This is a genomic window from Streptomyces sp. UC4497 (genome assembly GCF_054871485.1).
In genome coordinates, this window is record NZ_JBTYHB010000001.1 from 388,005 (window position 1) to 401,318 (window position 13,314).

The following is a 13,314-nucleotide window of genomic DNA, read 5'->3' on the forward strand; positions in this document are numbered from 1 at the left end:
CACGATGCAGACCGCTGCCGACATCGTCTTCGACGCGGCCACCAAGACGTACGACGGCACCGGCGATCCCGCCGTCGACGCGCTGTCCCTGACCGTCCCCGCGGGCGAGATCTGCGTCCTGCTCGGCGCCTCCGGGTGCGGCAAGACGACCGCGCTCACCCTCGTCAACCGGCTTACCGAGCTGACGAGCGGGGACATCCGGATCGGCGGCAGCAGCATCCGCGAGCAGGACGTCATCGAACTGCGGCGTGGCATCGGCTACGTCATCCAACAGGCCGGTCTCTTCCCGCACTTGACGATCGAGGAGAACGTCGCGACGGTGCCGCAGGTGCTCGGCTGGAAGAAGCCGAAGATCGCGGAGCGCTCGCGCGAGCTGCTCGAACTGGTCGGTCTCCCGCACAAGGAGTACGCCCACCGCTACCCCTCGCAGCTCTCCGGCGGCCAGCGCCAACGCGTCGGCATCGCAAGGGCGTTGGCGGCCGACCCGCCCATCATGCTGATGGACGAGCCGTTCGGCGCGCTCGACCCGGTGACGCGCGAGCACGTGCAGGACGAGTTCCTGCGCCTCCAGGAGCAGGTGCAGAAGACGACGCTGTTCGTCAGCCACGACATCGACGAGGCCGTCCGCATGGGCGACCGCATCGCGATCCTCGCCAAGGGCGGCAAGCTGCTCCAGTACGACACCCCGGAGCGGATCCTGCGCGAGCCCGCCGACGACTACGTGGCCCGCTTCGTCGGCACGGACCGGGGCCTGAAGGCGCTGACCCTGCGCACGCTCGGCGATCTGAAGCTGGAGCCGGCGGACGAGGCCGGTTCCGACGAGGTGCTGCGCACGAGCGACACACTGCGCACCGCCCTGTCCGTGCTGATGGCCGGCGGCGCCGAGCGGCTGTCCGTCACGGACGAGGCCGGCAAACCGGTGGGTTCCGTCACCGTCGCGCTCATACGGGAGGCGGCGTGAGCGGGTTGCTGTCCCTGGCGGCGGGGTCCCTTGCGGCCGGGACCGACCCCGTCATCCCCGACTTCGGCACGGCTAGTTCGTGTGTGCGCGACAACGGGGTGTTCTGCGTCGACTGGTTCACCGCGAACTTCTCCAGCGTGTTCGGCCCGGCCCTCGTCCAGCATGTGCGCCTCACGGTAATCGCGGTCGGGATCGGCTTCCTGATCGCGTTCCCGCTGGCGCTGCTCGCGCACTTCCGGCGATGGCTGGTCAGGCCGCTGGGCGGGCTGACGTCGTTCCTCTACACGATCCCGCCGATGGCGCTGTTCACGCTGCTCGTCCCGGTGACGGGCCTGTCCGTGCTCACCGCCGAGATCGCCCTAGTCGCGTACACGCTGATGGTGCTGTTCAAGTCGACGGTCACCGGACTCGGCGAGGTGCCTGAGGACGTACGCCGTGCGGGGGTCGGCATGGGCCTGACCCGGCGAGAGATCCTGTGGCGCATCGAGCTGCCGCTCGCACTGCCCGGCGTGATCAGCGGGCTTCGGGTGGCGACCGTGACCACGATCAGCGTGGTCGAGATCGCCGCGTTCATCATCGACCAAGGGCTCGGTTCGCCGATCATCCAGGGCCTCCAGTCGCCGTTCAACACGCAGTTCATCGGGGCCGGCCTGCTCGCCGTGGCGCTCGCACTCGCCGCCGACGGACTGCTCGTGCTGCTCGGCAGGGTGCTCACGCCGTGGGCCAGGACGCGGAGGACCGTCTGATGCACACCTTCCTCTCGAGCTTCTCGTTCATGGCCGACCATTTCGGCCTGCTGCTCAGCCGGACCGTAGACCATCTGCTGCTCTCCGCGGCAGGCGTCGCCGTGGCCCTGGTGATCGCGGTGCCGCTCGGTGTGTGGCTCGGCCACCGCGGCAAGGGCTCCTTCCTGACGGTCAGCATCTCCAACATCGGCCGTGCGCTGCCGTCCCTGGCCCTCATCGCGATCTTCCTGGGCCTGCTCGGCATCGGCTTCGTGAACGTCATGACGGCGCTGGTCATCATGGCGATCCCGCCGGTGCTCACGCACGCGTACCTGGGTGTGGAGCAGGTCGACGCGGACCTGGTGCGGGCCGCGCGCGGCATGGGTCTGACGCAGTGGCAGGTCCTGTGGCGCGTCGAACTCCCGCTCGCGCTCCCGGTGTTGTTCACCGGCATCCGGATCGCCGTCGTGTACGTCATCTCCAGCGCGACCCTGGCGGCCGTCGCGGGCGGCGGCGGGCTCGGCGACATCATCCTCAATCAGGTGTCGTACGGTCTGTCGGGCGTCATCGCCGCGGCGCTGTGGGTGGCGGTCCTGGCGCTGGTTGCCGACGGCCTGTTCGGGGCCGTCGGCAATCGGCTCGCGCCGCGGGGGACGCGCGTCTAGATCCCCGCGTCGCAGCACCCTTCGCGGCGCATGTGGCGGCCCACTTCCAGCCAGTCGTCGCCGGTGGCCCTCAGTGTTCTGGAGGCCACCGGTTCGAACGAGCCGACGAGGTCGGCCTGTTGGAAGGGGACGCCGCCGCGCAGCACCGACGTCGTACGGATCAGGTCGTCGAAGTCGGTGAACGGGTCGCCGTCGACGATCGTGAGGTCGGCGAGCTTGCCCTCCTCCAGGGTGCCCAGGTCCGCGTCCGCCCCGAAGACCCGGGCGGGCATGAGCGTCGCCGTGTGCAGGGCCTGCGCCGGGGACAGTCCGCCACGGTGCAGGGCGCGCAGCGCCAGGTGCAGGTGGAGGCCGACCGGGACGAGTGGCTGGTCGGTGCCGAGCGCGATGTGCCCGCCGGCACCCAGGATGCGCCGGTAGACCGCGAGTTCCCTGTCCAGGGTGGCGAGTTGGGCGGCCGTGGGCGGCATCTTGGCCAGCTTCTCCACGGCGGCGGTGTCCCACGGCGGCATCAGCCGGGTGACGCGCGGGTCGTCCGCGAGGGCCGGATCCGCGCCGATCAGCGGCTGCGCCGTGAACGGGGTGGCGATGAGATGGAAGTCGCCGGTCTTCGTGTAGATCTCCTGGACGTCCTCGCCGGAGTGGCCCGTCGCCGTCGTAGCGTGCCCGAACTCCAGGCGCTGGGTGGCCTGCAGATGGGTCGTCAGGTCCTGGCCGAGCTGGATGCCCGGTGTGCACAGGTGACTTCCGCTGCGCACCCTGAGGCGTTCGTGCGCGAAGTTGGCCGCTTCCTTCATCACCCAACCGGGCGCCCGCACATAGGTTTTGACGAAGTCCCAGTCGAGCGCGGCGGCCCGGTCGAGGGAGCGGCGCAGGCCCGCGCGGGTGCGGTGGGCGCGGCCCATACTGTAGGCGACACGCGGTCCGTCGAGCAGTTCCCCGGTGGCGAGGAGCCGCGGCCCCGCGAGCGCCCCCGCGTACACCGCCTCGCGGATGCGTGCCTGCTCGTAGGCGAAGCCGCCGAGGGAGACCGCCGTGGTGATGCCGTACGCGAGTTGCAGCGCGGTCTGGCGGCCGCCGTAGGTGGACTGCCAGGGGTGGGTGTGGGCGTCGAAGAGGCCCGGGATCACGGTCTTTCCGGAGGCGTCGATGCGCTTGGCGGATGCCCGGTTGCCCGCGCGGTGCGGGGTGACGGCGGTGATGCGGCCGCCCTCGATGGTGAGGTCGACATCGTCGCGGACCTCGGATCCCGTGCCGTCCCAGAACCGGCCGGCGTGCACGACGGTGTCGGCGGGTCGGGGGCGGCGGTGGTCGAGCGGGATCCTGACCGTACGGGCGGTGCCTTTCGCCACGTCGAGGAGCCGGAGCCGACCCGCACCCAGGTAGAGGAGCTGCCGGCTGTCGGCGGACCAACTCGGGTGGTCGGCAGCCTCGTCGGTCACCTGCCGGGGGTCACCGTCCGGGGTGCCGTCGCCTCGTACCGGCAGCAGCCACAGCGCGGACTCCACGACCACGGCCATGGTGCGGCCGTCGGGCGACCACACCGGCCCGGAGTCGTAGCGGTCGGCGATCGAGACATGCGGGGCGACTGCGTGGACGACGGCCTTGCCGGTCTTGGTGTCGACGACGCGGATGAGGTTGTAGCCCTCGCGGAAGCGCTGGTTGAGGCGGCTGCGGTCGCACAGCGCGACGTATCTGCCGTCGGGCGACCAACAGGGTCTGCCGGGCAGTCCGCCGCTGCCCATCGGTGCGGCGAGGACGCGTTCGGTGTCCGCGGTGAGGTCGCGGAGGACGAGGTTGCCGGACATGTCGATGCAGGCGAGCCGGTCCCCGTCGGGCGAGAGCGCGGGGAACACACGCCCGCCCTCGGCGAGCACCGTCTCCTTGCCACTGTCCAGGTCATGACGGCGTACGGAGAACAGGCCGGCCCGGTCGTCGGCGTAGACGAGCGCCTGGCCGTCGGGGGTCCAGGTCGGTGCGAGTACGTAGCGGGTCTGCGGGGCCTGTACGACCTTGCGCGGGGCACGTCCGCCCGAAGTGGCGCCGATCCAGAGCGAGTTGAGCGCGGCGAATGCCACCTGCTTGCCGTCCGGCGAGAGTGCGGGCAGGTGCGGGGAGCGGACCGGGCGGACTCCCCCGGCCTCGAAGTCGTACTGCTTGACGCGATAGCGCGGCCGGTCGACCGGGAGCTTCGCGGTGAACGTGATCCGTTCGCCCTCGCTCGGGGCGGCGGGCCGCACGAGTCGGAATCGGCCGTCGACGGTGAGCAGGAGGGTGTCCGGGCCGGTCCAGCGGGGCGGCACGGGGGCGAGGTCGCCGGGGACGTCGACCGGCTTCCCGTCGACGACGAGGGTGCAGGTGGCGGCGGGCGACGCGGTGGTCCGCAGATAGGCGAGGGAGCCCTTGGGCTTCGGGGCGACGGCGGGCGTCATGACCTGGGCGCCGGAGTCGTCGGTGTGTTCGGTGGTGACGGCTCCGGTGCCGTCGGCGGCGACCGAGGCGAGGGTGGACGCCTGGAGGGTTCCGGCGTCGGTGACCACTCCTCGGACGAAGAGCACGCGCGTGCCGTCGGCGGACCAGGTCGGGTCGAAGTCCTCCCAGGCGTCGGCCTGCCCCGGACCGTCCTGGCCGGGAGCGCCGGTGAGGCGGGTGAGGGTTCCGTCGCGTACGTCGATGGTCCAGATGCGGTACGGGGCGGCGTGCTCGGGGTCGCCGCCGCGCTCGGAGGCGAAGGCGATCCGGTGGCCGTCCGGGGACCAAGCCGGGCCGCGGTCGTCCCACGGCCCGTCGGTGAGCTGCTTCGGCGTGCCGCCGTCGGCGTCCAGCAGCCACAGGTGGAAGCCGCCGCCCTGGTAGCCGCAGACGACGAGCCGTTTCCCGTCGGGGGCGAACTGGGGTCGGGTGGGCTCGAGTTCGGGGGTGGTGAGCGGTCTCGCGGTGCCGCCCTTGCGCGGGATCGACCACAGGATGTTCTGGATCTCGGCGACGAAGCGGTCGCCGGACGGGGCGAGGGTGGCGGCTCCGTTGGTGGCGGCGGTGAAGGAGAGGGACGCGGGGGCGGTCGCGGCGGCTGCCGCTGTCGCCGGTTCTAGGAGCGCGCCGGCGCCCGCGGCGACGGCGCCGGCCGTGGCGGTGGTGGTCTGCAGGAACCGGCGGCGGGTGAAGGACGGACCGGCGGCGGGGGCGGTGGCCGGAGTAGTGATGGGGGTGGTGTCCATGAGACTCCCATTGCACGGAGGGCATGTGGACCCACGGGACCGAGGGGGCCCGTGGGCCTTGCGGGACCGAACTGTGCGCGAGTCGGAGAAGGGACGCACAGCAACATACGTGGCACCCGCAGTGAGTCAACATGGCCGACGCCGTGAACCGGCCGATGGACACACGGAAGCCGCCCGCCGGGGTGGGACTGGAGGCGGCACTGCGCGCGAGAACACCGGAGACGCAACCATGAGCCGGTGACCTGCGGAAACACCCCCAGCCACCCTGCCGGTCAGCTCCCGATCACCTCCAAGGAATACCCCACCCCGTACCTCCGTTGAAGGGCTCGAACAAGGAGGCAACAGTGGAGCAGCAGTACTACACGCACGGGACGGCCGCGGAGCGCTGGGACCGTGCCCAGATGTTCTTCGACGCCAAGGAGTACGCGAACGCCGCCCGGATCCTCGACGGTCTCGTCGCGGAGGTTCCCGAGCAGACCGGCCCCCGCCTCCTCCTGGCCCGTTCGTACTACCACTCGGCCCAACTGCGCCGCGCCGAGACCGAGTTGCGCACCATCGTGGAGCGCGACCCGGTGGAGCACTACGCCCGCCTGATGCTCGGCCGCACGCTGGAGCGGCAGGGCCGGCACGACGAGGCGGCGCCGCACCTGCGGATGGCGTCGGCGCTGGCGGGCGACTTCGACTAGCCGGTTCGCGCACGGAACAACATGCGGGTCCTGCCTTCCGGGCAGGACCCGCTGCCGTTGAGGCTCGTACAGCTCTGGCTCAGGGCCGGCGCAAGCTGGACGCCAGCACTCGCTCGAGTGCCGCCCTGCCCGCAGGCCCCCAGGCCGGCTTGCCTCCAGGAAGGCCCCGCTCGCCATTCTGACCCATGAGGATGAGGAAGAGGCCCTTCATGGCGGCCAGCCCTCGGGCACGCCGGATCGTCGCGTCGTCCGCACCCGCGTACGCCTCGAAGAACCGTGAGTCCGCACCCGCGGGAAGCAGCAGCCACGCGGCCGCGAGGTCCCACGCCGGGTCACCGGCGAACATGGCATCGAAGTCGACCACGCCCGAGAGTGTCCCGTCCGAGACGACGACGTTCGCGGGATGAAGGTCACCGTGCAGCCACACCGGCGGCCCCTGCCACTCGGGGGCCGCGACAGCATCGCCCCAGACGTCCCGCACGGCCCCGACCTCGGCGCCGAGACCGCCGGGTTCGATGGCTTGCAGGAAATCCTCGAAGCCGTCCGTGCACTTCTTGGGGTGAGCGCCCCGGTCCGCACTGGCCGGCGCCTCGGCGGGCGCCTCCACATGCAGCGCCCTGAGGAACCCCGCCAGCGCGTCGGCCGCGTCGCCGCCACGACTGATCGCGGCGGAGTCCAGCGGCTCGCCGCGAACCCACGTCATCACACTCCACGGCCTCGGAAACCGCGCGGACGGTTCACCGATCCGCACGGGAGTCGGCACCGGGAGCGGAAGACGCGGAGCCAGTACAGGCAGCCAGCGGCACTCCTTGCGCAGAAGCTCCGGGACACCTTCCATACGCGGCACCCGCACGGCCAACTCATCCCCGAGACGCCACATCTTGTTGCCCCACCCACCCGCCACTTCGCGGATGGGCAACTCCGCGAGGTCAGGATGCTGGTCGGTGAGTAGGTCGCGCACCAGCTCCGCGGTGATCTCGATCTCGGTGTCGGTCATGCGAAGCCACAGTAGGTGCATTCCGGCTGGCGCCTCAGCCGTACGCCCGGGAGCCACAGGCGCCGCGCATCCCTGAGCCGGGACTCGGCTAGCCTTGCTGGACGATGAACCGCACAGACCAGCCCGCGCCGGCCCCTCGCCTGACCACCCCCTGGGGAGACGTCGATCTCACCCGCTTCCCGGAGAACCCCCGCGACCAGCTGCGCGCATGGGACGCCGCGGACACGTACCTGCTGCGGCACCTCGCCGACACGGGAACGGACCTGACCGGTGCGGTGACGGTGGTGGGCGACCGCTGGGGCGCGCTGGCCACGGCCCTCACGGGGATCCCCGGCTGTACGCCGACCCTGATCTCGGACTCGTACCTCGGCCAGCAGGCGACGTACGCGAACCTGACCCGGAACGAGCACACGGGCGCCCGCCTCCTCACCACGCAGGACACGCCGCCCGAGACCATCGACGTCCTGCTCGTTCGCGTCCCGAAGAGCCTCGCCCTCCTCGAGGACCAGCTGCACCGCCTGCGGCCCGCCGTGCACGCGAACACGGTGGTGGTCGGCACCGGCATGGTGAAGGAGATCCACACCTCGACGCTGAACCTGTTCGAGCGGATCATCGGCCCGACGCGTACGTCGCTGGCGGAGAAGAAGGCGCGCCTCATCTTCACGGAGCCGGACCCGACGCTCGCCCCGGACCCGAACCCGTGGCCGCACACCTACCAACTCCCGTCCGACATCGGGCCGTTGTCCGCTCGCCCGGTGGTCAATCACGCGGGCGTGTTCTGCGCGGAGCACCTCGACATCGGCACCCGTTTCCTCCTCCAGCACCTCCCGCGGGACACGGACGCGCGCAGGATCGTCGACCTGGGCTGCGGCAACGGAGTCGTCGGCACGAGCGCCGCGCTCACCCACCCGAACGCGGACGTCCTCTTCACGGACGAGTCACACCAGGCGGTGGCTTCGGCGGAGGCCACGTACGCCGAGAACGTCGGCGACCGCCCGGGCAAGGCCGAATTCCGCGTCGCCGACGGTCTCGCCGACACACCTCCCGGCGACGTGGACCTGATCCTGAACAACCCACCGTTCCACACCCACCAGGCCACGACGGACGCGACGGCGTACCGCATGTTCACCCAGGCCCGCGCGGCGCTCCGCCCCGGCGGCGAGCTGTGGGTGGTGGGCAACCGGCACCTCGGCTACCACGTCAAGCTGCGCCGCCTGTTCGGCAACAGCCAACTGGTGGCCAGCAACGCGAAGTTCGTGATCCTGAAGGCGGTCAAGCAAGCGCCTCGCGGCCGGCGCGACTGAGCGCGTTCAGGCGGACCGCATGACGTGATGGATCGCTGCCGCGACGTCGACGGCTACATGGGTGGGCCGGTAGCCCTCCGCGCCCCAGGCCCGCCCACCCGAGACCCATACGCTCCGCAGCCCGAGCGCGTGGGCGCCCGCGATGTCGGCATGGGCCGAATCACCGACGACCCACGCCCCTTCGAGGGGAACGCCGACGGCAGCGGCAGCCGCCCGAAAGATCCCCGGATCCGGCTTCTTACAGCCAACGGCCTCAGAAACGGCCCACCCCTGCACCAGCCGGTCGAGCCCACTGGCCCGAATCTTCTTCACCTGCTGCGCGGTACGACCATTGGTGACGATGCCACAACTCCAGCCACCCGCCCGCGCTTTGACCAACGCCTCGCGGGTGTCTTCCGCCAGGAGAACCCGATCCGCGCCGCCCCCGTCGAGCAGCGCACGAACGGCCGCGCCGGGCACCACATCGCCGTATCGCTCGACCATCGCCGCGGCGACCCCCTCACGCGCCGCGTAGCCACCGCCATCCAGATCCATCACCCATGCGACATCGTCGACGGCCAAGCCGTACTCGGCGAGGAAGTCCACGACGCCGGCACGGAAGGCCGCGTCACGGTCGACCAGAGTGTTGTCCAGGTCCAGCAACAGGAGCGGCAGCGGCATGGCCTGAAGTGAATCACGCTCCGCGAACCCGAGTGCCGACGCACGCTGACGGCTGGTTACACACCCTCCCCTTCGGCCCCCTCGGCGGGTGTCTCCCGGGCCACGCCGTGCCAGTATGCCGCGATCCGCGACGTCTGCCGCACGATGCGGTCGGGTTGCGGCGGCGCGGGCCAGAACTGGAGGAGGTAGTGGTCGGCCGCGTCTCCCTCCACGCGCGTGTCCAGCTCATGCCCACGGTCCATCCCGCGCCCGCTGTAGCGCACCCGGTAGTCGGTCTCCTCGAGTCCGAGCGACCAGGCCCGCTCCCCGGCCCACTGCTGCAAGCAGGTGTCGCCGGAGAGGGGCCGGAAGGACACCTCCACGATGTCTTCCCACACCGGGTCGACAGCGGGAGCACTGTCGTGGACTTCTACGGTGAAGCCCACATCCCCGGTGTGCAGCCCGGTGACCAGCCACAGAAAGCCCGGAACCGCCGCACCGCACAGTCCCGATGTCTGTCCGGCGAAGGTCTCGTCCAGATCCGGTTGATCATCGTGATCGCTGACCACGTAGATCTGCCCGTACGAAACATGAACCTCGCCCGTGACCGGCCTGTGCACCAGGACCCCTCCCCGTACAGGCCGCCAACTCCGGCGGCCGTCGTGGCGTCATGCTAAGCGGCCCCACTGACAGTGCGGGGTGCCACCTGCGGCCCATCCCGAGAGGCGCGACGGTGAAAACTATGAGTGCCTGAGTGGTGACGGGATGCGTATCCGTCACGTCTTCGTCTCACCTCAAGGAGTCTTCATGAAGCCCATGATCAAGCTGGGTCTCACGGCAGCTGCGGCCGGCGTTGCCGTCCTCGGGACAGCTGGCATCGCCGCCGCCGACACCGACCCGTTTGGTGTGGCGCAGAACTCGCCGGGCGTCATCTCCGGCAACGTGGCTCAGGTCCCGGTTCACATCCCGGTCAACGCCTGTGGCAACTCCCTCGATGTCGTCGGCCTGCTCAACCCGGCCTTCGGGAATGCCTGCGTCAACAAGTAGTGACGCAAAACGAGGCCCCCTCCGCCGCGACGGCGGAGGGGGCTTCGTCGTTCGCCGGTCCTCACCCGCACCTTGTAGGAACGTCCCCCTCCGGGCCACGATGCCCGCATGAAGGGTGATCTTTTTGCGAGCGAGTACATGGTGCAGCCCGCCGTCGCGCCGGGCATGACCGTTCAGAACGCCAAGTCGATCCGGTATGTGATCGACGGCGAAATGCTGGCTCGGCAGGGGGCGATGGTCGCCTACCGGGGGAATCTGACGTTCGAGCGGAAGGGGCAGGGCGTCGGCGGCATGCTGAAGCGCGCCGTCACCGGGGAGGGGCTTCCGGTGATGAAGGTGCGCGGGCAGGGCGAGGCCTGGTTCGCGCAAGAGGCGCAGAACGTGTTCGTCGTGGACATCGAGCCCGGCGACGTGTTCACCGTCAACGGCCGCAACGTGCTCTGCTTCGACCCCACGTTGACGTACGAGATCAAGACGGTGAAGGGCGCCGGGATCAGCGGCGGCGGACTGTTCAACAGCGTCTTCAGCGGGCACGGCCGGCTCGGGCTCGTCTGCGAGGGCAATCCGCTGGTGCTGCCGGTCTCGCCGCAGCAGCCCGTGTACGTGGACACGGACGCGGTCGTCGGGTGGACCGCCGGTCTGCATACCTCACTGCACCGTTCGCAGTCGCTCGGCTCGATGATCCGCGGCGGGTCCGGGGAAGCGGTGCAACTCATGCTGGAGGGCGAGGGGTTCGTGGTCGTACGCCCCAGCGAGGCGAGCCCGCAGAAGCCGCAGCAGCACTAGCAGCAGTGGGGGGCTGTCTTCAGTGCTCCGGTACTGATCAGTACCGGAGCACTACCTGACCAGTACCGGAGCACCAGCGGAGCGGGAGTCGCTCAGACGATCAGGACCCTGCGCCCGCGCGTGTGACCTGCCTGGCTGTCGACGTGTGCCGCCGCGGCCTCGCCCAGCGTGTACGACTTCTCGACCGGGATGTGCAGCATCCCCCGCGAGATGAGGTCCACGGCCTCGGCGAGCGCCTCCGGCACACTCCCGGCCGCGCCCGAGAACCGGACCCCGAACTCCGGCGCACCCAGGTCGGCGATGGAGATCACCTTCCGCGGGTCCCCCGTCAGTTCGACGAGTTCGCGGATCACGCCCGAGCCGGCCAGGTCGAGCGCCGCGTCGACCCGGCCGAGCCTCCGCACCCGCTCGACCCAGCCCTCGCCGTACGTCGTGGCGTGGGCGCCCAGGTCGCGCAGGTAGTCCTGGTTCGCGGCCCCTGCCGTGCCGATCACCTTGATGCCGAGGTCGCGGGCGATCTGCAGCACCGCGGAGCCCACTCCCCCGGATGCGCCGCTGACGAGCAGCGTCTGGCCCGGCCGGACACCGACCTCGCGGATGAGGCGCAGCGCGGTCTCCACCACGGACGGGTAACCCGCGGCCTCTTCGAACGTCAGCCCCTCAGGCATGCGGGCCCAGGCCGACAGCACGGCGAACTCGGCGTAGGTGTCGACGCCTTCGCCGAACACGCGGTCCCCGACCTCGACTCCTTCGACGCCTTCGCCGACCTCGTCCACCACCCCTGCGGCGTCAAGGCCGACCCCGGAGGGCAGTTCAGTCGGATGGGCCCCCAGCACCTGCCCTTCGCGGATCCTCCAGTCGACGGGGTTCACACCTGCCGCGCGCACGGCGATGCGTATCCGGCCGGGGCCCGCATGAGGCTCCTCGGCATCGATCAGTTGCAGCACATCAGGGCCGCCGAACTCGGCGAAGCTCACTTTCTTCATGCGGCCGAACGTAGCACTAACCGTTAGTGTTTCACGACGGTTAGGTTTTTAGAACTGTTGTTGTTTTGCATCTGCTAGCGTTCGGGCATGACCGAGCCGCCGTCCGGACGTCGCGAGCGCAAGAAGGCCGCGACCCGCCAGAAGATCGCCGAGACCGCCCTGCGGCTCTTCCTGGATCGCGGGTACGACGCGGTGGGCATCCGCGACGTGGCCGCCGAGGCCGACGTGGCCGTGACCACGGTCTTCTCCCACTTCGCCTCGAAAGAGGCCCTGGTGTTCGAGCAGGACCAGGACTTCGAGCAGCGCCTGACGCGGGCAGTCAGCGACCGGGCGCCGCACGAGCCGCTCATCCCCGCACTGCGCCGCGAGATCGAGGCCCTGGTCCGACACTGCACGGCGGACAGCTCCGTCCCGATCTGGCAGATGATCGAGTCCTCGCCGGCCCTGCGGAAGTACGAGGAGTCGATGCGGCTGCGCCACGCGGAGTCGCTGGCCGCGGCCATCGCCGCCGATCCCGACCTGCCGCACACCGCCACGGCCTGCCGCACGATCGCGAGATTCGTGATCGACGCGTTCGCGCTGGCCCGAGAGGCGGCCGAGCCGGACTCCGCGCTCGACGAGATCTTCCGGATGGTCGAGGCCGCCTGGGAAGCCAGCCGCCCCGCGACCGACGCCGACACGGACACCGGCGCCAGAGCGACCGCCTGAGGGTCGCCCTAGAACTAGAAGACGTGCGGCGTCGCGTTCGCGTGTTCCTCCACCGCGATCCGCGCCAGCTTCGTCAGCATCATCCCGTTGCGGACCGCCACCAGGTAGTCCACCGGGAGCCCGTGCATCCGCGTGCCCGGCCCCCGGAGCGGGTGCCAGTCGAGGACGAAGAGGGTGTGCTCGGCCCACGGGATGAGGTTCATCGCGATGCGGGCGGCTCCGAACGGGTCGGCCTTCGCCTCGAGTTCGAGACGCTGCTCCGGCTCGCAGATCCGGACCGTGCTGGTGTCGTCGAGGGTCAGCGGGCCGAAACCGACCCGCACCTTGAGCGCGGCGCCCACATCCGGCCAGGCGGGATCGACGTCGAGCACCTGCCGGGTCCCCGTCACCCACTCCCCGTAGCGGTACCCGTCCGAGAGCAGCGCCCAGACCTCGGAAGGTGAGCTCAGGATCAGTCGACGGGTTCTGGCCATGGGGTCCGTCACGCTCCTGTTCCCGTGTTCCCGTGTTCCCGTGTTCCCAGCGGATACGGATGCCGTAATTCAGGACAAAGCTAACAGCGGGCCCCTCCCCTCGCCCGGGGAGGCGACCC

General features: G+C 70.4%; 14 protein-coding genes. 8 read left to right on the plus strand and 6 right to left on the minus strand.

Annotated elements, in window-relative coordinates:
- The first annotated feature begins 4 nt into the window (after positions 1 to 4).
- From ACYSUO_RS01695 to ACYSUO_RS01705, 3 genes are read left to right on the plus strand one after another with little or no spacing between them, the layout of a single operon-like run.
- Entirely contained in the window at positions 5 to 961 is a 957-nt protein-coding gene (locus ACYSUO_RS01695; protein WP_461774164.1) for an ABC transporter ATP-binding protein, read from the plus strand.
- Entirely contained in the window at positions 958 to 1,707 is a 750-nt protein-coding gene (locus ACYSUO_RS01700; protein WP_461774165.1) for an ABC transporter permease, read from the plus strand. Before ACYSUO_RS01695 ends, ACYSUO_RS01700 begins: the two co-directional genes overlap by 4 nt.
- On the plus strand, positions 1,707 to 2,351 hold the full coding sequence (locus ACYSUO_RS01705) for an ABC transporter permease (protein WP_461774166.1): 645 nt from the start codon (positions 1,707 to 1,709) through the stop codon (positions 2,349 to 2,351). The genes ACYSUO_RS01700 and ACYSUO_RS01705 overlap by 1 nt, the downstream gene beginning before the upstream one ends.
- Here ACYSUO_RS01705 and ACYSUO_RS01710 read toward each other — a convergent pair.
- Positions 2,348 to 5,569, minus strand: a complete 3,222-nt coding sequence (locus ACYSUO_RS01710; RefSeq protein ID WP_461774167.1) for an amidohydrolase family protein — start codon at positions 5,567 to 5,569, stop codon at positions 2,348 to 2,350. The two genes, ACYSUO_RS01705 and ACYSUO_RS01710, sit on opposite strands and share 4 nt — an antisense overlap.
- Positions 5,570 to 5,970: 401 nt before the next feature.
- Between ACYSUO_RS01710 and ACYSUO_RS01715 the strand changes: the two genes are divergently transcribed.
- The gene (locus ACYSUO_RS01715; protein WP_461774367.1) at positions 5,971 to 6,255 is read left to right on the plus strand and encodes a tetratricopeptide repeat protein; all 285 of its coding nucleotides are present in this window, start codon (positions 5,971 to 5,973) and stop codon (positions 6,253 to 6,255) included.
- A 79-nt stretch (positions 6,256 to 6,334) separates the two neighbouring features.
- Here the strand turns inward: ACYSUO_RS01715 and ACYSUO_RS01720 are convergent, their stop codons facing one another.
- Entirely contained in the window at positions 6,335 to 7,252 is a 918-nt protein-coding gene (locus ACYSUO_RS01720) for an aminoglycoside phosphotransferase family protein (protein WP_461774168.1), read from the minus strand.
- A gap of 104 nt (positions 7,253 to 7,356) precedes the next feature.
- On the opposite strand from ACYSUO_RS01720, the gene ACYSUO_RS01725 reads away from it, so the two are divergent.
- Positions 7,357 to 8,556 carry a methyltransferase gene (locus ACYSUO_RS01725; protein WP_461774169.1) on the plus strand — a complete coding sequence of 400 codons (1,200 nt, stop codon included), beginning with the start codon at positions 7,357 to 7,359 and terminating at the stop codon, positions 8,554 to 8,556.
- A gap of 6 nt (positions 8,557 to 8,562) precedes the next feature.
- On the opposite strand, the gene ACYSUO_RS01730 is transcribed toward ACYSUO_RS01725, so the two are convergent.
- A complete protein-coding gene (locus ACYSUO_RS01730) occupies positions 8,563 to 9,216 on the minus strand; it encodes an HAD family hydrolase (RefSeq protein WP_461774170.1) in 654 nt (217 codons plus the stop codon).
- Between the two features lie 56 nt (positions 9,217 to 9,272).
- A complete protein-coding gene (locus tag ACYSUO_RS01735; protein ID WP_461774171.1) occupies positions 9,273 to 9,815 on the minus strand; it encodes a hypothetical protein in 543 nt (180 codons plus the stop codon).
- Between the two features lie 187 nt (positions 9,816 to 10,002).
- Between ACYSUO_RS01735 and ACYSUO_RS01740 the strand changes: the two genes are divergently transcribed.
- Both ACYSUO_RS01740 and ACYSUO_RS01745 read left to right on the plus strand, forming a co-directional pair.
- Positions 10,003 to 10,242: a chaplin gene (locus ACYSUO_RS01740; RefSeq protein WP_461774172.1), complete on the plus strand. Its 240-nt coding sequence runs from the start codon at positions 10,003 to 10,005 to the stop codon at positions 10,240 to 10,242.
- A 108-nt stretch (positions 10,243 to 10,350) separates the two neighbouring features.
- The gene (locus tag ACYSUO_RS01745) at positions 10,351 to 11,028 is read left to right on the plus strand and encodes an AIM24 family protein (protein ID WP_461774173.1); all 678 of its coding nucleotides are present in this window, start codon (positions 10,351 to 10,353) and stop codon (positions 11,026 to 11,028) included.
- 92 nt (positions 11,029 to 11,120) lie between these two features.
- Here ACYSUO_RS01745 and ACYSUO_RS01750 read toward each other — a convergent pair whose 3' ends face one another.
- Positions 11,121 to 12,014, minus strand: coding sequence for an NADP-dependent oxidoreductase (locus ACYSUO_RS01750; RefSeq protein WP_461774174.1), 894 nt, complete (start codon positions 12,012 to 12,014; stop codon positions 11,121 to 11,123).
- Positions 12,015 to 12,101: 87 nt separating this feature from the next.
- Here ACYSUO_RS01750 and ACYSUO_RS01755 point away from each other — a divergent pair, with 87 nt between their 5' ends.
- Positions 12,102 to 12,722, plus strand: coding sequence for a TetR/AcrR family transcriptional regulator (locus ACYSUO_RS01755; RefSeq protein WP_461774175.1), 621 nt, complete (start codon positions 12,102 to 12,104; stop codon positions 12,720 to 12,722).
- A gap of 14 nt (positions 12,723 to 12,736) precedes the next feature.
- On the opposite strand, the gene ACYSUO_RS01760 is transcribed toward ACYSUO_RS01755, so the two are convergent.
- Positions 12,737 to 13,195 carry an SRPBCC family protein gene (locus ACYSUO_RS01760; RefSeq protein WP_461774176.1) on the minus strand — a complete coding sequence of 153 codons (459 nt, stop codon included), beginning with the start codon at positions 13,193 to 13,195 and terminating at the stop codon, positions 12,737 to 12,739.
- Positions 13,196 to 13,314: the final 119 nt, after the last annotated feature.